We start from the raw sequence: 19,676 nt of genomic DNA, 5'->3' as shown, positions 1-19,676 counted from the left end.
CTCAGGCGATGACCAAGCTTGCGATGCGATCGCCGTCCAGCGTGAAGGTCATGTCACCCTCGCCGTTGAAGCCGTCGCCCGTGACGGCGATGCGGACGCGATAAGTGCCTTGCGCCGCTGCGATGCGGACAATCCGGAGATTGGACTTCACGCCAATATTGTCCGACTGGTTCCAGCGCGCGATCTGTTCGCGTCCATGAAAGTCCCGCCCCCAGTCGCTCAGGAACGCATCGTCGGAAAAGGTGTCGAGAAAGGCTTCCGTATCACCTGCATTGGTGGCCTCGACGAAGCGGCGGATGGGGTCGGGCGTGGTCATCAATCGAGCCTGTGCATCAGATCCTCATCCAGCCATCGGCCGAAGAAATAGACCAGTTGCTTGTGCCACCATGGCCAGTCATGGCTGACGTCGCCGCCCCAATAATCGACCCATGCGGGAATCGATTTGTCGCGCAGGATCTGTTCCAGCTGGCGCGTCTCGACCAGCATGCGCTCTTCCCAGGCGCCTTGCCCGCAGCAGAAGATCAGCCTGAGTGACTTGAGCCGGGCCAGCAGTTTCGGATCGACGATGCCGGGCAGATAGTCGAGCGGCGAGTTGTAGAAGATATCGCCTTCCAGCGTCTTGCCGAAAAAGTCGCGGGCCGAATAAACGCCCGACAGGGAGATGACGCCGCTCGCCAGTTCCGGAAAGCGGAAGACGAAATTGGACGAGTGGTAGCCGCCCATCGAACAGCCCGAGAACAGCGGCTTCAGCTTGCGCCCGCCATTGGCTGCCGAGGCGATCTCAAGGAATTCCGGCAGCGCCTCCTCGCGCAGATAGCGGAAATAGGCCTCGTGCCGGGCGATGCGGTGCGCGGCATCGTGATGCTTGTCGAAGAAGGATTCCGAATCGATACCGTCGACCGCGAACAACTGGATGCGGCCGGTGTCGATAAACTCGGCCAGCGCGCCCACCCCGCCGGAATCCTCGAACTGGTAGAACCGCCCCTGCGAGGTCGGGAACACCACGACCGGCCGGCCGGCATGGCCGTAGCGCTTGTACTCCATGTCGCGGCCAAGATTGCGGGCGAAGGCCTTGTGATAGGAGATGTCCATCCCTCACGCCTTTTCCGCGTGGATATAGGCGACCGCTTCGCGCAGCGCCGCCTGATCCTTCGACCGCATCTGATAGGCGTAATTTCCCATGGCGCGGCTAAAAACCTCTTCGATGGCCTGATGGTGGACGATCTTGTCGCCATGCGCGGCTAGCACGTCCTCATGGCTGTGCAAATAGCGGAGGCGGCGCTTGCGGCTGGCATAGGCCGTGAAATACTTGCCCTCATAGGGGCCGCCGGCGGCGTCCTTGACCACCATGTCGGCCCATGCCGCATAGACGTCGATGTCGAACGTATAGTTGATCGCGTCGGTCATCCAGGCGCCGGGCGGCCGCATGTTGACCTCCAGCGCGATGATCCGGTCGTCCCTGGTCTCGAACAGCTCGATATGGAAGAAGCGCTCGCGCACGTCGAACGCCTTCAGGATCTTGCGGCCCGCCTCCTCGACAACGGGCCGGATCCGGGGGAAACAGATGTAGCTCATGTGGCGGTCCTTGTTGACCACCTCCATGACGCTCTGGTCGTAGCGGTGACTGGCGGCCAGCACCACCTCGCCGTCGCGGTTGACCAGCCCGTCATAGGTCACCACCAGCCCCTCGATGAACTGCTCCATGACGAAGGTCACGCCCTCGGGCTTGTCCCTGAAGAATTGGTCGAGCTCTCCCGTGTTGGAGATCTTGAAGGTGTTCGAGGCGCCGGATCCCGAATCCGGCTTCACCACGACGGGATAGCCGACCCGGCGGATGAAAGTCATGGCGCCGGCGCGGTCGGAGCATTTGCGCTGCGCGATCGTCTCGACGCCGCTCTTGCGGAAGAAGGCGCGCATACGGCTCTTGCGTTTCAGGTTCTTCACGAAATCAAGCTTGGTGCCGTAGATGTTGAAGTCGGTGCGGATGTTGGCTTCGAGTTCCAGCCAGTGCTCGTTGAGCGACTCGAAACGGTCGATGCGGCCCCATTTGTGGATGAAATGTCCCATCGCCCGGAACACCGGATCATAGTCCTCCATGTCGGCGACCCGGTAATATTCGGAGAGCGAAGCCTTCAGCTTGCCGTCCAACGCTTCATAGGGTGCGTCGCCGATGCCGAGCACCGTCGCGCCGGCCTTTTTCAGCCGGTCGCAGAAATCGGCGCCGTTGGCTGGAAAATGCGGCGAGAAGAACACGAAATTCATGGCCAGTCCCCTCCCGGCGAAAGGGCACCGCAGCCCCGCCGGCGCTCAAGTCTGGCGTATTTGCGGCGCGCGGGGAAGAGCGTCCGTATAGGGATGGCATTCAACTGGGTCCCGCCCCGCTTGCCTCTCACAAGCCGCTCCTGTAAGAGAACCGCCATGAACACGCGCGCAACCACCACTTCCCGTCAGACCGGCTTTGCCGGCGAGACCGTGCGCGCGCTTGCCTCGACCCTGCTTCTTCTCGGCCTTATCGGCGATCGCCGGGTTCGCTGAAGGAGCGCCCGGCGGTCGAACCGCCGCGCAAGCGCACGCTCCTTGGCCAGTCTCAAAATTGGCAATCACATCAAGCGAACGAAAATCTGGTAAAGGCGCCACTCGCCATCAATCCGTCCAGGACGGATCCGAGGTCGCCGGGAGAAACGACGATGAACGCACGAGAACAAATCCGCCCTGATGCCGCTGCAGCCGGCAAGGATGCGCCGGCCCGGGGCATGCCCGACGCGGCCCGCAAATATCAACCCTATCCAACCGTTGGCCTCACCGACCGGACCTGGCCTTCGAAAGTCATCGACAAGGCGCCGGTCTGGTGTTCGGTCGACCTGCGCGACGGCAACCAGGCGCTGATCGATCCGATGGGCCATGAGCGCAAGGCGCGCATGTTCGGCCTGCTGCTCGACATGGGCTTCAAGGAGATCGAGATCGGCTTCCCCTCGGCCTCGCAGACCGATTTCGACTTCGCCCGCTGGTGCATCGAGGAAGGCAATGTCCCAGCCGACGTGTCGCTGCAGGTGCTAGTGCAGTGCCGGCCCGAACTGATCACCCGCACCTTCGAAGCGCTGAAGGGCGCCACCAACCCGATCGTGCATTTCTACAATTCGACCAGTGAATTGCAGCGCCGCGTCGTCTTCGAGAAGGATGTCGGCGGCATCAAGCGCATCGCCACCGACGCGGCCAAGATGATCACCGACATGGCCTCCAAGGCCGGTGGCGGTTTCCGTTTCGAATATTCGCCGGAGAGCTTCACCGGCACCGAGCTCGACGTGGCATTGGAGATCTGCAACGCCGTCACCGAGATCGTCAGGCCGACGGCCGACAACAAGCTGATCATCAACCTGCCGTCGACGGTCGAGATGTCGACGCCCAACATCTATGCCGACCGCATCGAATGGATGTGCCGCAATCTCGACAACAGGGAGAACCTGATCATATCGCTGCATCCGCACAATGACCGCGGCACCGGCATCGCCACCACCGAGCTCGGCCTGATGGCCGGCGCCGACCGCGTCGAAGGCACGCTGTTCGGCAATGGCGAGCGCACCGGCAATGTCGACATCGTCACGCTGGCGCTCAACATGTACACGCAAGGCGTCGATCCCGGCATCGACTGCTCCGACATCAACCGGATGAAGGATGTCTACGAATATTCGAACCAGCTGAAGATTCCCGAGCGCCACCCCTATGTCGGCGAACTCGTCTACACGGCCTTCTCCGGTTCGCATCAGGATGCCATCAACAAGGGCATGAAGGCCTTGAAGAAGGCCAACACGCCGCTGTGGGAGGTGCCCTACCTGCCGATCGATCCGGCCGATGTCGGCCGCAGCTACGAGGCGATCATCCGCATCAACTCGCAGTCGGGCAAGGGCGGCATCGCCTACGTGCTGCAGGCCGATTACGGCCTCAACCTGCCGCGCAATCTGCAGATCGAGTTCAGCCAGGCGATCCAGGCGATCACCGACGCGGAAGGCAAGGAGGTGCCGGCCAAGCGCATCCATGAGCGGTTCCTCGAGGCCTATGTCGACCAGCCGGGCGCACGCTTGAAATTCCTCGATCACCACACCTACCCCGACACCGAGGTCAAGGGGCGGCGCGTGGTCGAGGCTGTCATCCTCGACAACGGCAAGGAAACAACGATATCAGGCACTGGCACCGGCCCGATCGACGGCTTCGTCGATGCGCTGTCGCGGCATGTCGGCGTCGAGATGTCGGTGCTCGACTATTCCGAGCACTCGATGCAGCGCGGCTCGAATGCCTCCGCCATCTCCTATGTCGAGATGGAGTATCCAGGCGGAAAGCTGTTCGGCGCCGGCATCAACACCAACATCGTCGCCGCCTCGCTGGAAGCCGTGACTTCCGCCGCCAACCGAATCGTGGGCCGCAAGGCGCGGTAATCCCTACCGGTCGTCGGCGCGAGAGCAGCAGCGCTCTCGCGCCGACGTTTTTCGAACCCGAACCGGGCTTGGCCCAAAATGGCCGATGATGTCGGGGGCCCGCTTCGGGGTCCGCCGCCGACGTCCTGCAGCCGGGCCATTAACCACCGGAAAATTATCCGGTTAGGTACGCGATCGCATAATGGGTGCATACTTGTGTGGAGATGCGGGCACTATATGATCGTGCCTCAACCTGTGCCGACTTCGAGAGGATCGACACTTGCAGCATGCCACGCCTGCCGCCCCCGCAGTGCGCGAGACACTGGAGCGACTACTTGCCAGCGAAACGTTTGGACGGTCCGAACGCGCGCGCAAACTGATCCGCTATCTCGTCGAACGCGAACAGGCAGGCGAAGCCGACAGGCTCAAGGGCTTTTCCATCGCCATGGACGTCTTCGGCAAGGACGGTGATTTCGATCCGTCGACCGATGCGGTGGTGCGGGTCCAGGCTGGCCGGCTGCGCGATTTGCTGCAGCAGTATTTCGCCAATGAAGGCGTCGCCGAACCCGTCCGCATCGCCATTCCGCGCGGCGGCTATGTCCCGGCCTATGAGCTCAACGCGATCCGCCTGCCGGAAACGGCCAACCTTGCCGGGCAGACGGAAGCGCCGGCATCGCCATCCGAGCAGCCGAGCGCTGCCGACATTCCGTCTGCCGCAGTCCTGGCATCGACGACCGTTCCGGAGCCCTCGGTGGCACGCCATCTCACGTTCTTCTGGATGGCGATCGCCGTGGTCATCGCCATGCTCGGTGTTCTGATCCTGCGTCAGGGCAGCGGCGCCCTGCTGGCAGGCGGCGACATACCGGCTATGTTCGAGCCCGCCGGCTTGACCGGCAGCATCGCCCGGTCCCCGGCAAGCGAGGCCCTGCCGCTCGTCTACCTCGCCGTCAAGGCCAATGGCGAAGATGCCAGCCGTGTGGCAGCATCCTTGCGCGCCGGCCTGAGCGGTTTCGATACGGTCGACTTCATCGGCCGCGAGGCCGCCGACGAGACCGATCCGGTCACCAATGCCACGAGCTTCATCTTCGATATCCTGCCTGGACCGGACGCGGGCGACATCACCATCGAGCTGCAGAGCATGGCGACCGGCCGGGTGCTTTTGTCGCGCAACCTGACCGCCGCCGACAGCGCGCCGAACGCCGTCGAGGACCGCATCACCGGCATCCTGAGTTCGGCTCTTCCCGCTTCCGGCACGATCTACAACTATATCGAGCAGAGCGGCATGCAGACCGGCCTGACGCAATGCCTGCTGCTCAACGGCAAATACTATCTCGACCAAAACGTCAGAACCCACGGCGCCGCGTACCGCTGCCTTGAAGCCCTGGCCGACGACGGCGCAAAATCGTCGCTGGTTTATTCGGAACTCGCCTCGTTGCACCTCGAGGCGGTGAACGACCACTACGCCTATCCGCCGGATGCGACGATCGAGAAGGCGCTGACGTTCGCCCACCGCGCCATACAGATGGGGCCGACCAGCCCTAACGCGCATCGCGCCTATGGCTACATCTATTCGCGCCTTGGCAATCCCGACGAGGCGCTGCGCTGGATGCGCAAGGCCTATGACCTCAACCCCTACGACGCCTCCATGGCCGCCGCCTATGGTTACGGACTGATTTTCGCCGGCCGCTACACCGAGGGAACACCGCTTCTGGCTCATGCCGTGGATGCCTCCAGCGGGCATCCGACATGGTGGGATTTCGGACTCTTCGCCGGCGAATTCATGCTCGGCGACATGAACAAGGCAACCATTGCCAGCAACGCCTTGAGAACGACTGCAACAAAATCACACTATCTCGCCGCGCGGCTGATCGGCGCCCAAATTGCCGGCCGGGACAGTCAGGCGCGCAAGCTGCTCGATGAGCTGAGCGCCAAATTTCCGAAATTCGCCGCCAATCCGCGCGCGACCTTCGTCGACCGGAAATATCCGGCCGACCTGACCGAGCGGCTGGTCGGCGCCTTGCGCGCCGCCGGGCTCGGGAACGCCAGCTAACGCCAAGCGACATCCACGGGTTCGGCCTGCCCACCCATTGTCGATTTCATACTCTACGAAGATTTTACTGGCCATTGCGCTCGACGAAGGGCATTCCAGCCACATTTGATGTCTCGTCTCGCGCTCTTCCAATCTCGCAACAAGCCTCCAGTTCATGATTTCATCGCTTTATGCCGCCCAACAAGGTGCTGGTTCGAAGACCATCGTTCTGCTGCATGGCTTCGGTGGTTGCCATGACGTCTGGGGTGAGGTGATCTCTCCCCTGTCGGCTTCGGCGCGCACGCTGGCCTATGATCTGCCGGGACATGGCTTGTCGCTTGATTTCCCGGATGCCGGTCCGGCCAAGGTGGCGGCAAGGGCCATTGTCGCCGATCTCTCCGCGCGGGCACTCAAGCGGGTCCATCTGGTCGGCCACTCGATGGGCGGCGCTGTCGCGGTGCTGATGGCGCTGGCCGACCCGGAAAAAGTCGCCTCGCTGACGCTGTTGGCGCCCGGTGGCTTCGGCCCCGAGATCAACGGGGCGCTGTTGCGCCGCTTTGCCGCCGCGAGCGAGTCGGCCGAGATTCTTGCCTGCCTTGCCGCCATGTCGGGTCCACGCGCGCCGCCTTTTGACCACGCCGCCGATACGCTTTCCGAAATGCGCAGGCGGCCCGGGCAACTGGAAAAACTTGTCGAGATCGCCGCTGCCATGACCAGGGACGACCGGCAAGGCGTCATCCCGCGCAATCTGCTGGACACGCTGGCCATGCCGGTGATGGTGGTGTGGGGAACTGACGACGCGGTGCTGCCTTTCGCCCATGCGGATGGCCTGCCGGCGCGCTTTCATGTGCATCACGTTCTGGAGGCAGGCCATATGCTGATCGAGGAAGCGCCCGATCTGATCGCCAGGATCATCCAGCGCAACATGTACCGTCGCGCGAGACCCGTTCGCCCGAAACTCGCCACCACCGCCGATTGAGTTGCCGCTGAGCGCCATATCCCCTGCGCCTCGCCCCTGATTCTCGCCCCCATCTCGCCAGTGCATTTTGCCGGCGGCTGTGTTAACTGCGTGTTAACCAAACCCGCGAGGCCACGCCGATGAAGGACGCAGGCGAAAAGATCGATCCGTCAAGCAAACTGTCCGATGCCATCCGTGATGTGAAGAACGCCTTTGCCGACCGCGACGATGTCGTCGTCGACATGCGCGAGGCGCATCGCATGCGCCTCGATCTCCTGGCCGCCGAACTCGCGCCCGTCTTTGCCGACGTTCCAGCCGACATGGACAATTTCGATTTCGTCGTTTCCTCGGGGCTGCAGCCGCGTCTGTGGATCGACGCCGTCAGCCATGTCGCGATGGGCCGAGATCGCCGCACCTACCGCTTCCTCAAGGACACCCGCATCGGCCGTATGGTGCTCGCCGAATCGACCGAGATGAAGCCGGTTGCCAACGCTGTGACGCGCTATGTCGCCGAGCGCATCGTCGAGCGCCAGAGGATGATGGAAGGCGGGGTCGAACCGGCAATCGCCGGCATGAAGCGCGCCGAGGTGAGCGAGGCGGAGCCGCCGCTGCGGTCGCCACAACGCAGCAAGGGCTGGTCTGCCTTCCTGTCCGGCCTTGGCCTGATCGCCGCCGGCGCGTTGGTCGGCCTGGCGGTGTCGATCGCCGTGTTCTGGGACCGTCTCGTGGCAATGGGGCTCAGCTTGCGGCCGTAGCGGCTATGGCCGGGGCGCCCAGCTCCAGCGTCTGCAGGTCGACAGGCGGTATCGCCGGCCCGGTCAGGCCGCGCCGGGTCAGGCGGATCCGCCAATTGTCCTTTTCGCCGTCGATGTCGAACAGATTGTACTGTGCCGCCGGGTGCTTGCCGCCCGGCGCCTGGCCGGCGGCGGCTACGCCGACAACCGGGACCTTGGCGCCGCGGACCCCGATCTGGAACAGCGACGGCAGATGCGAGTGGCCGTGCAGGACAAGCTCGGCACCATGCCGGCGAATGATCTTGTGGAAGCGGGCGATGCCGAACAGCCGCTTGTGCTGCGGGACGGCGCCACGCACCGGCGGATGATGGATCATGATGGCGCGGAACAGGCCTTGCCCGCCGGTGTCGCGCAGGATCTTGCCGAGCCGCTCCGCCTGCCCCTCCATGAAGAAGCCATTGGCCATGAAGGGCGCCGTGGCGCGCGCCGTCGAGACGCCGATCAGCGCGACATTGCCGCGCACGCGCAGAAAGGGAAAGGCATTGCGGTCGACCGGCGTGTTGATGCCGTCACCGCTCATCCACGCCGCCCATGAGCGACAGACCTTGTCGAAGGCGCCGGGCACATAGGCATCGTGGTTTCCCGGAACGACGGAAACGTCGTGCGGCGGTCCCAACGTTTCCAGCCAGTGCCTGGCCATCTCGATCTCGCCGTCGAGCGCCAGATTGACCAGGTCGCCGGTGACGGCGAGATGGTCGGGACTTTGCGCCTTGACGTCGGCGACGATGGTATCGATGACGGCGTCATGCATGTGGCGGCGGCGATTGCGCTGCCAGTTGACGTAGCCGAGCACGCGCTTGGAGGCGAGATCGCGATAGGATACATCCGGGAGCGGCCCCAGATGGACATCGGAAATATGCGCGAGCCTGAACATGCATCGTTCATAGGCGACCAGCGCCCTCCTTTCCACCCACGGTTTCGCTACCGATGACGAGCCCGCAAGATCCCTTCCGCCAGATCGGTTGGGCTGGCCTCAGGGCCCGGCTGTTCCATCTCTATTTCGTGCTGCGGCGGCCGATGACGCTCGGCGTGCGCGGCCTGATCCACGATACCGCCACGAATTCCGTTTTCCTCATCCGCCACACCTATGTGCCGGGCTGGCAGCTTCCCGGCGGTGGCGTCGAGGTCGGCGAGACCATGGACGAAGCACTGGCCCGCGAATTGGCGGAGGAAGGCAACATCGCGCTAATCGCCCCACCGGCACTGAAATCGATGCATTTCAACCGCCGCTCCAGCCGCCGCGATCATGTCGGCTTCTATCTCATCGAGCAGTTCGCCCAGACGGCGCCCAAGCTGCCTGACCACGAGATCGCCGAAGCCGGCTTCTTCCCGCTGGACCGCTTGCCGGAAGCAACGACGCCGGCGACACTGCGGCGGATCGCCGAGGTTTTCCAGGGAGAGCCGATTTCTAGTTACTGGTGATTTACGAAATACAGTTATCCTGCACCTCGACTTCAATGATTTTAATTTCACTAAAATCTTATCGAGGGGCGATGATGGCTTACGAAAAAACAGATACGGTCAGTATATGGCCTTATGTCGGCATTTACATGCTTGTAACGTTTTTAGTAAGCCTGGCCCTGATCGCCTTAGCAATAATTTTTCCGTCATTCATCGCGCTAACTGGGAAGAATACCTATTTCGGGGTGAATTTCGCCTCTACTTTGACGGCGTATTCCCTATTTATACGAAAACATGGGAGAACCTTCCATAGAGGGGAGTATTGGAAAACGGTGGTGTTTTCCACGATAGCCATCATTTTATTCTCGATGTTGTTCCTTCTGCTTTCACTCGCGGACGACGCCACGGCGGCAAAATTGAGAGGAATCCCATTTGGTGGCTGGGTTGCGATCATGGCATTGGCGACGCTGTTTGCCTTCTGCCTCAACGCCTTCGGTTACTCGAGTTGGTTCGGAAATCGGATGTTGAAAGCCAACCGCAAAAGGCAAACGCAACTCGACACCAAACTTTTCCGCTGATCAGCCTGCCGGCTATCAGGCCGCCTTCCTGAACCGTCCCCGGTCATGCGGCGCGGCATAGTCCAGCTCCGGTCCCATGGGCACGATCCGCGTCGGGTTGATCGTTTCGTGGCTGCCGTAGTAATGCGCCTTGATGTGATGCAGGTTCACCGTGCCGGCAACGCCGGGTACCTGATAGAGGTCGCGCAGATAGTTCGACAGGTTGGGATAGTCGGCGATACGGCGCAGATTGCACTTGAAATGACCGGCATAGACCGGGTCGAAGCGCACAAGCGTGGTGAACAGCCGCCAGTCGGCTTCGGTGATGCGATCGCCAACGAGATAACGCTGCTTGGAAAGCCGATCCTCGAGCGTGTCGAGCGCCGAGAACAACGCGTCGAAGGCCTCCTGATAGGCGGCTTGCGTGGTGGCGAAGCCGGCACGATAGACGCCGTTGTTGATGGCGGGATAGACCAGAGCGTTGATCGCATCGATCTCGCCGCGCAAGGGCTGTGGATAGAAATCGAGACCGGCATCGCCCCATTCGTCGAAGGCTGAATTGAGCATCCGGATGATCTCGGAGGATTCGTTGGAGACGATGGTCTGCTCCTTTTTGTCCCACAGCACCGGCACCGTGACCCGGCCGGAATAGGCCGGATCGGCCCTGGTGTAGATCTGGTGCAGGAAGTCGAGGCCGTACAGCGTGTCGCCGGTGGCGCCGTCCTCGGCGAGAAACGTCCAGCCGTTCGCGCCCATGAAATGGTGCACGACCGAGACGGAGATGATGCCTTCGAGCCTCTTCAACGCGCGAAAGATCAGCGTCCGGTGCGCCCACGGACAGGCAAGCGAGACATAGAGGTGGTAGCGGCCGGGCTCTGCCTTGAAGCCGCGATGGCGGCCCTCGGCCGGTTTGCCGTCACGCGTGATCCAGTCGCGCCACAGCGACTGCGCCCGCACGAACTTGCCGCCGCTGTCCTTGGTGTCGTACCAGCGGTCCTGCCACTTGCCGTCGACCAGCAATCCCATGGGATGTCCTTTCGCCTTTCTCCCTGATGTAGAGCGCGAAGCGGCAAGGCTGAAATCACCAGGGCTGAACAGACTGTCAATCGTTAGGGCCAGTGAACGGGTCGATTGCAGCGGCCGAAAATTGATGCTAGCGGACACTCCGCATGTTCGACTTTGCTTTGATCCGGTTTGACCGACGACGAAAGGGCGCCCGCGCTTGATGAAGCGCTGACTGGCGAATGCTGCCGTTTGCAGCAACCTTTCCTCTCTACCGGAACGCAAAGACCATGAGCCTTGCCGACGTGAAATACCTGCCGGAAACCCCGGCGCATGATGCTGAAATCGAAGCCATCAACGACGAGGCCTTCGGCCCCGGCCGTTTTGTCCTGGCTGCCTACAAGATCCGCGAGGCTGGAGGGCACGAACGCGCTCTGTCCTTTGTCGCCGTCGACGGCGACATCGTCGTCGCTTCGGTGCGCATGACCCGCATTGCCGCCGGCCCCGGACGCGCGCTGATGCTCGGGCCGCTCGCGGTAAGGCCCGCCTTCAAGAATCTCGGCATTGGCCGCCGGCTGGTGGCGATTGCGCTGGAAGCTGCCGCCAAGGCCGGTGCGCCGGCCGTCATACTGGTCGGCGACGAGCCCTATTACGGGCCGCTCGGCTTCAAGCGGATCCCGCGCGGCCAGATTTCGATGCCGCGCCCTGTCGATCTCGACCGCTTGCTGTCGCATGAGATCGTGCCGGGTTCCGTCGCCAAGCTCTTGGGCGAGGTCGGTCACGCCAGTCAGGCCAGGGTCGCCGAGCACATCGCCGCCATGGCTTGACCTTCCCGTTCGATCTGGCACTGATCCTTTCCTGCTTTCACAGGAGGGCCTGCTTTCACAGGAAGGCCTGCTTTACAGAAGGAATGACGCCATGACCCCGAACGGCCAGATCGCGATCGTGACCGGCGGCGGCTCCGGCCTTGGCGAGGCGACGGCTCGGGCGCTTGCCGCCAAAAGTGCCCGCGTCGCCATATTCGATGTCGGCATCGACCGCGCTGCCAAGGTCGCGGCCGAGATCGGCGGCATTGCCGTCCAATGCGACGTCAGCAGCGCCGACAGCGGTGCTGCCGCCCTCGCGGAGGTCGCGGCCAAGCTCGGCGAGCCGCGCATCCTAGTCAACTGCGCCGGCATCGCCATCGGCGTGAAGACGATCGGCAAGGATGGTCCCCATCCGCTCGACCAGTACCGCAAGGTGATCGAGGTCAATCTGATCGGCACCTTCAACATGATCCGCCTCGTCGCCGATCGCGCCGCGAAGCTCGAGCCGCTGCAGGGCGGCGAACGCGGCGTCATCGTCAACACGGCCTCGGTCGCCGCCTATGACGGCCAGATCGGCCAGGCGGCCTATTCGGCCTCCAAGGGTGGTGTGGTCGGCATGACGCTGCCGGTGGCGCGCGACCTTGCCCGTTCCGGGATCCGCGTCTGCACCATCGCGCCCGGCATCTTCAAGACACCGATGATGGCCGGCATGCCGCAGGAGGTGCAGGATTCGCTGGGCGCCGCCGTGCCCTTCCCTTCGCGCCTCGGCGAACCATCCGAATATGCCGCCCTTGCCCTGCACATCATCGAGAACCAGATGCTGAACGGCGAGACCATCCGCCTCGACGGCGCCATCCGCATGGCGCCGAAGTGATGCATGCCGTCCAAGATGCGAAGCGTTTTTGAGAAACGAAATGCATAAAGAGCTAGCCCTTGCCAAACCCGGCATCTTCGTCCGATAAGTGGAATAGAAAGATCAACTTAGAAGAGCCAGACCCTTGGGCGAGCGAAAGAAGGATGTGATTCGCGAGACCGATGCCGAGGCGATCCGGCTGGCGAAGACGCTTCTGCGCAGCGCCCGCTTCGGCGCATTGGCGGTGCTGGAGCCACGGACCGGGTCGCCGCTGGCGAGCCGGGTCGGCGTGGCCACGGACATCGATGGCGCGCCGCTGATCCTGGTGTCGATGCTTTCCGCGCACACGCCTGCCTTGCTTGCCGATCCGCGCTGTTCCCTGCTGCTCGGCGAGCCAGGCAAGGGCGACCCGCTGGCGCATCCGCGCTTGACGCTGATCTGCAGGGCATCGCGGCTGGAGCGTGGCTCGGGCATCCACGCCCGCGCCGAGCGCCGCTATCTCAACCGCAATCCCAAGGCCGGCCTCTATGCCGGGCTCGGCGACTTTTCGATCTTTCGCCTCGAACCGCAACGCGCCAGCCTCAATGGCGGCTTCGGCAAGGCCTATCTGCTCGATCGGTCCGATCTCACCAGCAGCGGACCCATCGTCGAAGAGCTTGCGGACAGCGAACAATCCGCCATCGAGCACATGAACGCGGAACATCTCGACGCGGTTGCCGTTTACGCACATCAGTTTGCCAGGGCATCCGGCGAGGGCTGGACCATCGCCGGACTGGATGCCGACGGCATGGACTTGGTATCGGGGGATAATGTTTGCCGGGTTTTCTTTCCGCAACCCCTGGTGGCAGCAGGTGAATTGCGGCCCGTTTTGGTTGAAATGGTCAGGAGTGGCCGCACAATGATGAAGACAAATGACAGAACTTAATTGCATTTGATCAAAAGCAATGCTTGAGATTTGGAAGAAATGTTCTACGCTCAAGGGGTGGCGCTGACTCGTCAGTGTCCTTTCGCAAGTGAATTTATGGATTCAGGCGCCATTGCCCCCATGGCACCTCGATGAGCAAACAGCATGGGGCATTTATGGTCTCGACAAAGCTAATCGCCAACGCTGAACCGGCGGCCGAATTTTTGATGCTTATGGGCAACGAAAAACGGCTGTTGATCATGAGCTATCTGATCGACGGTGAAATGTCGGTCGGCGCTATCGCCGAAAAGGTGATGCTCAGCCAATCCGCCCTCTCGCAGCATCTGGCCAAGCTGCGGGCGCTCGATTTGGTGGACACCCGCCGCGACCGTCAGATGATCTACTACTCCTGCAAATCCGATGCGGTGCGCGAACTGCTTGTCATGCTGGATGGTATTTTCGGCAGCGGCAAGGAGGACCTGTCCCAGATGGCACAGAGATTGCGCCGCGCCGGGACTTGACCGGACGCTTCTGCGGCCGTTTACCTCGCCGACGATTTCCAGAGCGTGGCTAGTGCGTCCTTTCCGACGCACGATCCGCGCTCTAGATCTTTGAGCAGGGGACATGAACCCAATTCGCATCGACGACCCGCAGGATCCGCGCGTCGCCGCCTATCTCGATATCCGCGAACGCGATCTCGCGGGCCGGCAAGGCCGCTTCGTTGCCGAAGGCAAGGTGGTGCTCGACCTGCTTTTGTCGTCGAGACGCTTCAGCGCCGAATCCGTCCTGGTCCTGGAAAACCGGCTGGGCGGCCTGAAGGACACGCTGGACAAGGCGCCCGCGGATCTGCCGGTCTATGTCGTCACCAGCGCGGTGATGGACGCGATCGCCGGCTTTCACCTGCATCGCGGCATCCTGGCCATCGGCCGCAAGGAGACGCCGCAGCCGGCCGGCCCATTGCTGGATGCCTTGCCCGCTCTGGCCCTGGTTGTGGTGCTCGTTGGCATTTCCAACCACGACAATATGGGTTCGATCTTCCGCAACGCCGCCGCCTTCGGCGCCGATGCGGTGCTGATCGACGCGACATGCTGCGATCCGCTGTACCGCAAGGCGATCCGTGTTTCGGTCGGCGCCGCGCTGAAGATCCCTTTTGCGTCCTTCACCGACACCGCCGGCTTCACGGCGATGCTGGCTGAGCGGGGCTTTGAACAGTTCGCCCTGTCGCCACGCGGACGGACCGACATACGCGATGCAAAGCCGGCCGGGCGTCTGGCGCTCTATCTCGGCACCGAGGGCGAAGGCCTGCCCGAAAGCCTGCTCGCGCGCCTGCAGACCGTACGGATAACCATGGCGGACGGCTTCGACAGCCTGAACGTGGCAGCCGCCTCAGCCATTGCCCTGCATCATTTCTCGCACCGCTAAGGCATGTCGCCCGAAAGTGACCTCGGTTTTTGGGAGAACGACAGCCGCAGCCTCAGGTAGCATCCGCATTCTGCAAGGCTCGCACTCGATCGGCGAGGCTGCGGTCGCCGCCGCTGGGCCGGCTGTCCTGCGGTACCGCCAACGCCTTGGCGATCGGCGAATCGGGCCCCTCGAGCTTGGCCGTCAGGTGGACGACTTCCGCCGCCAGCTCGTTCATCTGCTCGCGCAGCGCGGCACCGCCATTCGTGGTGCCCGATGATGCCATGGCGCCAAGATCCGCCTTGAGCCGCTTGTTCTCGCGCGCCAGCGCCGTCAGCCTGGCCTCCAGCCGTTCGCGATCGCTGTCGAGCTTGGCGATCGCCCTATCCAGCTCATCGCGCCTTTCAGCCTCATCACGCTTGGCGGCCTCATCACGCCTGTCAGTCTCAAGCTTGTCGACCTGATCAGGCTTGCCGACCAGCCGCAGAGCCGGTCCGCCCTCCTCGGTTTTCGCTTTTTCGCGCAGCCGCGCCAGATCCTTTTCGCGGCGCTCGAGCTTGTCCTCGCGATCGGCGAGCGTGGCGAGCAGCCGTTCGACCTTCTTGTCGAGTTCAGCCGTCCTTTTCTTCTCGGCCTTCAGGGCCTCGCGCGCTGCCTTGCTTTCGGCCGCGATCTCCTGTTGGCGGCGGTCCGCCTCCTTGCGCTGGCCGCGCAGCAGCGAGATGTCACTGGCAAGCTTCTGCAATTCGGACTCGCGCGCCACCAGCTCGATCTGCCGGCTGCTGGAAGAAAAACTGGCGTCGTCATACATGTGCTCCAGCTTTTCGAGCTCGAGCGCCCGCTTTTCCAGCTTTCGTTCGGTTTCCTTTAGCCGTTCCGAAAGCTGATGCAGTTCCTCTTCGCGCTGCCGCAGCGCTTCGTCCTTGGCACCGAGTTCGGCGAGCGCGTGGTTCTTTTCCGTGCGCTCGACGGCCAGCCCCTTCAACGCCTCGCGGCCGCGATTGATCTCAACGAGTTGTTCGGCTGCCTTCTCGCGCAGCGCCTTGACGTTCATCTCGAGGCGGCGCGCCGACATGGCGTACTCGGCCCGGATCCGGTCCTTGTCGGCCTGGATCTCGGCCCGGGTCAACGGGATCGAAGCTTCGATGCGCCTGCGGGTCAGGGCGACGGCTCGCCTCCAGACCGCCGGAGCGATCATCAGCGCCAGAAAGCCGGCACACAGAAAGCCAAGGGCAAAGAACAGGACCGACTGAACCAAAGGACTACCCGCTATCGGCGGCAACCGCCTGAACTGGACCGTACCATATTGGCATGGCGGAAATCCGGCGCTGCGGCAAGGGCTTGCCGCAGCGCATGGGGATCACGGCCCTACAAACCCCGTCGAAAAGCCGGCTTTGCGGTCACGAAGGGTTTCGATCAAAAGGGATTCCACGTAGCCCGCTCGGTCAGTTTCAGATAGCCGAGATTGACGCCGAGCCGAGCACCGACACCGGTTCGGATCGGTACCAAAAGCACATTGTTGTTCTTCAGCACATTGAAGCCGACACCCGCCACGACATAGGCCGACCCCGCCACGCCGCCGTAGCGGTTGTAGAGGTTGCCGACGTCGTCCAAGTTGTAGACCAGCATCATCACCCGGGATCCCTCGCCGCCGAAATCCCAACCCAGCGACGGGCCCTGCCAGAACACTTTGTGGTCGCCGGCATTTTTGGTGTAGAGCGTGCCTTCGCCATAGGTCAGGCCGCCGATGAGCGCGCCCGAGCCCTCCTCGCCAAGCAGGTAGCCATTGGGCAGGCCGTAGGAAGCGAAGATCTTCTCGATGACGGTGGCCAGCCCGCCCGATGTCGCGCCGAAGAACTTGTGACCGGAATCGACAATCTCCTGAGCGGTATATTCCTGGGCCCGCAGGGCTGAAGTCGAGAAGACGAGAGCACCCATGAGCGCGATCGCCATTGATACGACACGGACAAATGTCCGGTCTGGTATGACACGGAACAGGTTCCGGCCAGAGGTGACACGGAAAAAGGTCCGGTCATAAAATCGGGAAAACATGCTTCCAATCTCCGTCAGGGAGCACCTTCGCCGACGCCTCGCACCCCATACGGCTCTTTAGGCGGCCGTTAAGGGTAACTGTTAGGGGCAAACTATGCCGTAATCCTTTTTCAACCATTAAGCTCGCACATGAACATGGCGGTTCGAAGGCTGTTTGGGGTCGCTCATACGGGCGGCAGCCTGCGTGAACGCGCCATTTGCCATAACCACAATTTTGGATTTGTTGCTGCAAGCACGGGCGCTGTGTATTCAAAAAGCCTGGGAGCGAGCGTGATTCGTGTTGGCAGGCGACGATCGATCGCTCGGCCGTGAGTTGTGAAATTTGCAGGGATTTTCGCCGATGGCCGATCTGTTCACTCTTTCCGCACCTGATCTGGCTGCACTTTTGTGCAGCCGCGTCTGTCACGACATCATCTCGCCGGTCGGCGCGATCAACAACGGGCTCGAGCTGCTCGACGAGGGCGGCGCCGACGAAGACGCCATGCGGCTCATCCGCCAGAGCGCCAGGAACGCCTCGGCCCGGTTGCAGTTCGCCCGCATCGCCTTTGGCGCGGCCGGCTCGGCGGGCATGATGATCGATACCGGAGACGCCGAAGCCGTCGCCATCGCTTTCCTCAAAAACGAAAAGCCGGAATTGGTCTGGAACGGGATCCGAGCGCTGCTGCCCAAGAACAAGGTCAAGCTGCTGCTCAACCTGCTCCTCGTTGCCAACGCCGCCATCCCGCGCGGCGGCAAGCTGGTCGTAACGCTGGAGAATCTCGAAACCGAACCGCGCTTTTCGCTCTCGGCAAGCGGGCCGATGCTGCGCGTGCCGCCGAAATTCCTCGAACTGCATTCCGGCCACAAGCCGGAAGAGCCAATCGATGCGCATTCGGTCCAGCCTTATTACACGCTGCTTCTGGCCCGCGAAGCCGCCATGACGATATCGATCCATGCCACGGCGGAAGAAATCGTGCTTTCAGCAGCCTGAGCATCCGGTCGATTCGAGCGGAAAACAAAGTATTTTTAACAGCGTAGTATTGGCGTGATCGCTGAATTGGAAGCGTTGAGCTTCTCCCAAACGACTACATCGAAGCATCCGCAAGGAAGAGCCAGTCAAATGGCATCTTTGCAAAAATTTTACCCAATGCCTTTTCGGCTTCTTTACCAGATTGGCTTATGGTGCTCCTCGATGCCCCGACGCTACCGGATTGCCAAAAGGCAAAGAGGACTCGGAAATGAAACGCTGTATGTTCGTCGACGATTCGAGCGTCATCAGGAAGGTTGCAAAACGCATCCTGGGCGGTTCCGACATGATGATCATCGAAGCAGCGAGCGGACTTGACGCACTGGAGATGTGTGCCGCCGACATGCCTGACATCATCGTCGTCGACGGCGCCCTGCCGGACGTGCAGGCGGTTGACCTCATCCGCCGCGTACGCGCCATGGAAAGCCCGATCAGGCCGCAGATCCTGATCTCGCTGGTCGAGCTGGATATCGCGTCGATCATGCGGGCCAAGCGCGCCGGCGCCCAGGGGTATCTCCTGAAGCCCTTCAACCGCCCGCAGCTGCTCGAGCGCTTTCGCGCCTTGAAGATCGCCGCCTGATTCGGGCCTGGAACCGTTCCGGGAAAAATCCGGGACGCTTTTCCGCAAGCATTCGCTCCGCAAGCATTCGCCCCGCAAGTATCCGCCCATCACGAAGTATCCGCTCATCACGCAAAAAACCCGGCCTGAGCCGGGTTTTTATCGATGGTGAAGGCGTTTGCAGCTCAGGCGCTGACGCGGATGTCTTCCGGTTCGCGCAGCACATAGCCGCGGCCCCAGACCGTCTCGATGTAATTCTGGCCACCGGACGCGGCGTCGAGCTTCTTGCGCAGCTTGCAGATGAAGACGTCGATGATCTTCAGCTCCGGCTCGTCCATGCCGCCATAGAGGTGGTTGAGGAACATTTCCTTGGTGAGCGTGGTACCCTTGCGCAGCGAGAGCAGCTCCAGCATCTGATATTCCTTGCCGGTGAGGTGCACGCGCTGGCCGCCGACCTCAACGGTCTTGGCGTCGAGATTGACCACCAGGTCGCCAGTGGTGATGACCGACTGGGCATGGCCCTTGGAACGCCGCACGATGGCATGAATGCGCGCCACCAGCTCATCCTTGTGGAAAGGCTTGGTCATGTAGTCGTCGGCGCCGAAGCCGAGGCCGCGTACCTTGTCCTCGATGCCGGCCATGCCGGAGAGGATGAGGATGGGCGTCTTTACCTTGGAGAGGCGAAGCGTTCTCAAGACCTCGTAGCCGGACATGTCGGGCAGGTTGAGATCGAGAAGGATGATGTCGTAGTCGTAGAGTTTGCCGAGATCGACACCCTCTTCGCCGAGGTCCGTCGTATAGACGTTAAAACTTTCCGATTTCAGCATCAGTTCGATGCTTTGTGCGGTTGCACTGTCATCTTCTATCAGCAGAACACGCATTTCATTCCCCTTTTCTGCCGCCGGACCATTTCACGACCCGTCCTGCCCCGGAGCAGTGGTTGCC

21 protein-coding genes are annotated in these 19,676 nt (G+C 62.2%); 13 read left to right on the top strand and 8 right to left on the bottom strand.

Annotation, left to right across the window (positions count from 1 at the left end):
- Window position 1 precedes the first annotated feature (1 nt).
- From AC0NIH_RS10970 to AC0NIH_RS10960, 3 genes are read right to left on the bottom strand one after another with little or no spacing between them, the layout of a single operon-like run.
- Window positions 2-316, bottom strand: coding sequence for a nuclear transport factor 2 family protein (locus AC0NIH_RS10970; protein WP_473468278.1), 315 nt, complete (start codon window positions 314-316; stop codon window positions 2-4).
- Window positions 316-1,092 carry an esterase family protein gene (locus tag AC0NIH_RS10965; protein WP_473468280.1) on the bottom strand — a complete coding sequence of 259 codons (777 nt, stop codon included), beginning with the start codon at window positions 1,090-1,092 and terminating at the stop codon, window positions 316-318. The genes AC0NIH_RS10970 and AC0NIH_RS10965 overlap by 1 nt, the downstream gene beginning before the upstream one ends.
- Before the next feature lie 3 nt (window positions 1,093-1,095).
- Window positions 1,096-2,262 (bottom strand): ATP-grasp domain-containing protein, encoded by a 1,167-nt coding sequence (locus AC0NIH_RS10960; RefSeq protein WP_013893401.1) that lies wholly within the window; start codon window positions 2,260-2,262, stop codon window positions 1,096-1,098.
- Window positions 2,263-2,687: 425 nt separating this feature from the next.
- Between AC0NIH_RS10960 and leuA the strand changes: the two genes are divergently transcribed.
- The 4 genes from leuA to AC0NIH_RS10940 all read left to right on the top strand — a co-directional run bounded on the left by leuA (window position 2,688) and on the right by AC0NIH_RS10940 (window position 8,151).
- A complete protein-coding gene (gene leuA / locus AC0NIH_RS10955) occupies window positions 2,688-4,430 on the top strand; it encodes a 2-isopropylmalate synthase (RefSeq protein WP_473468282.1) in 1,743 nt (580 codons plus the stop codon).
- A 259-nt stretch (window positions 4,431-4,689) separates the two neighbouring features.
- The gene (locus AC0NIH_RS10950; RefSeq protein ID WP_473468284.1) at window positions 4,690-6,459 is read left to right on the top strand and encodes a tetratricopeptide repeat protein; all 1,770 of its coding nucleotides are present in this window, start codon (window positions 4,690-4,692) and stop codon (window positions 6,457-6,459) included.
- Window positions 6,460-6,613: 154 nt separating this feature from the next.
- Window positions 6,614-7,417 carry an alpha/beta fold hydrolase gene (locus AC0NIH_RS10945; RefSeq protein ID WP_473468286.1) on the top strand — a complete coding sequence of 268 codons (804 nt, stop codon included), beginning with the start codon at window positions 6,614-6,616 and terminating at the stop codon, window positions 7,415-7,417.
- Window positions 7,418-7,536: 119 nt separating this feature from the next.
- Window positions 7,537-8,151 carry a hypothetical protein gene (locus tag AC0NIH_RS10940; protein ID WP_473468288.1) on the top strand — a complete coding sequence of 205 codons (615 nt, stop codon included), beginning with the start codon at window positions 7,537-7,539 and terminating at the stop codon, window positions 8,149-8,151.
- On the opposite strand, the gene AC0NIH_RS10935 is transcribed toward AC0NIH_RS10940, so the two are convergent.
- Window positions 8,135-9,064 (bottom strand): metallophosphoesterase family protein, encoded by a 930-nt coding sequence (locus tag AC0NIH_RS10935; protein WP_287269477.1) that lies wholly within the window; start codon window positions 9,062-9,064, stop codon window positions 8,135-8,137. The two genes, AC0NIH_RS10940 and AC0NIH_RS10935, sit on opposite strands and share 17 nt — an antisense overlap.
- A 53-nt stretch (window positions 9,065-9,117) precedes the next feature.
- On the opposite strand from AC0NIH_RS10935, the gene AC0NIH_RS10930 reads away from it, so the two are divergent.
- Window positions 9,118-9,612 carry an NUDIX domain-containing protein gene (locus AC0NIH_RS10930; RefSeq protein ID WP_473468290.1) on the top strand — a complete coding sequence of 165 codons (495 nt, stop codon included), beginning with the start codon at window positions 9,118-9,120 and terminating at the stop codon, window positions 9,610-9,612.
- A 71-nt stretch (window positions 9,613-9,683) separates the two neighbouring features.
- Window positions 9,684-10,169, top strand: coding sequence for an ABZJ_00895 family protein (locus AC0NIH_RS10925; RefSeq protein WP_473468292.1), 486 nt, complete (start codon window positions 9,684-9,686; stop codon window positions 10,167-10,169).
- Window positions 10,170-10,184: 15 nt separating this feature from the next.
- Here the strand turns inward: AC0NIH_RS10925 and AC0NIH_RS10920 are convergent, their stop codons facing one another.
- Window positions 10,185-11,174, bottom strand: coding sequence for a glutathione S-transferase family protein (locus AC0NIH_RS10920; protein WP_473468295.1), 990 nt, complete (start codon window positions 11,172-11,174; stop codon window positions 10,185-10,187).
- A gap of 266 nt (window positions 11,175-11,440) precedes the next feature.
- Between AC0NIH_RS10920 and AC0NIH_RS10915 the strand changes: the two genes are divergently transcribed.
- From AC0NIH_RS10915 to AC0NIH_RS10895, 5 genes are all read left to right on the top strand, one after another.
- Window positions 11,441-11,977 carry a GNAT family N-acetyltransferase gene (locus AC0NIH_RS10915; RefSeq protein WP_023765291.1) on the top strand — a complete coding sequence of 179 codons (537 nt, stop codon included), beginning with the start codon at window positions 11,441-11,443 and terminating at the stop codon, window positions 11,975-11,977.
- A 91-nt stretch (window positions 11,978-12,068) separates the two neighbouring features.
- Window positions 12,069-12,830 carry a 3-hydroxyacyl-CoA dehydrogenase gene (locus AC0NIH_RS10910; RefSeq protein ID WP_352711273.1) on the top strand — a complete coding sequence of 254 codons (762 nt, stop codon included), beginning with the start codon at window positions 12,069-12,071 and terminating at the stop codon, window positions 12,828-12,830.
- A 124-nt stretch (window positions 12,831-12,954) separates the two neighbouring features.
- On the top strand, window positions 12,955-13,734 hold the full coding sequence (locus AC0NIH_RS10905) for a HugZ family pyridoxamine 5'-phosphate oxidase (RefSeq protein ID WP_473468296.1): 780 nt from the start codon (window positions 12,955-12,957) through the stop codon (window positions 13,732-13,734).
- A 155-nt stretch (window positions 13,735-13,889) separates the two neighbouring features.
- A complete protein-coding gene (locus AC0NIH_RS10900; RefSeq protein ID WP_013893387.1) occupies window positions 13,890-14,234 on the top strand; it encodes an ArsR/SmtB family transcription factor in 345 nt (114 codons plus the stop codon).
- 103 nt (window positions 14,235-14,337) lie between these two features.
- Window positions 14,338-15,135, top strand: coding sequence for a TrmH family RNA methyltransferase (locus tag AC0NIH_RS10895; RefSeq protein ID WP_023765288.1), 798 nt, complete (start codon window positions 14,338-14,340; stop codon window positions 15,133-15,135).
- A gap of 52 nt (window positions 15,136-15,187) precedes the next feature.
- Here AC0NIH_RS10895 and AC0NIH_RS10890 read toward each other — a convergent pair whose 3' ends face one another.
- Both AC0NIH_RS10890 and AC0NIH_RS10885 read right to left on the bottom strand, forming a co-directional pair.
- Window positions 15,188-16,372 carry a coiled-coil domain-containing protein gene (locus AC0NIH_RS10890; RefSeq protein ID WP_023765287.1) on the bottom strand — a complete coding sequence of 395 codons (1,185 nt, stop codon included), beginning with the start codon at window positions 16,370-16,372 and terminating at the stop codon, window positions 15,188-15,190.
- 158 nt (window positions 16,373-16,530) lie between these two features.
- Entirely contained in the window at window positions 16,531-17,067 is a 537-nt protein-coding gene (locus AC0NIH_RS10885; RefSeq protein WP_083833235.1) for a DUF1134 domain-containing protein, read from the bottom strand.
- 439 nt (window positions 17,068-17,506) lie between these two features.
- Here AC0NIH_RS10885 and chpT point away from each other — a divergent pair, with 439 nt between their 5' ends.
- Window positions 17,507-18,136, top strand: coding sequence for a histidine phosphotransferase ChpT (gene chpT, locus AC0NIH_RS10880; protein ID WP_013893383.1), 630 nt, complete (start codon window positions 17,507-17,509; stop codon window positions 18,134-18,136).
- A gap of 247 nt (window positions 18,137-18,383) precedes the next feature.
- Window positions 18,384-18,752: a response regulator gene (locus AC0NIH_RS10875; protein ID WP_013893382.1), complete on the top strand. Its 369-nt coding sequence runs from the start codon at window positions 18,384-18,386 to the stop codon at window positions 18,750-18,752.
- Between the two features lie 164 nt (window positions 18,753-18,916).
- Here the strand turns inward: AC0NIH_RS10875 and ctrA are convergent, their stop codons facing one another.
- Window positions 18,917-19,612, bottom strand: a complete 696-nt coding sequence (gene ctrA / locus AC0NIH_RS10870) for a response regulator transcription factor CtrA (protein ID WP_006203583.1) — start codon at window positions 19,610-19,612, stop codon at window positions 18,917-18,919.
- Between the last annotated feature and the right edge of the window lie 64 nt (window positions 19,613-19,676).

Source organism: Mesorhizobium sp. WSM1386 (genome assembly GCF_055901595.1).
This window is presented reverse-complemented; position numbering and strand designations above follow the sequence as displayed.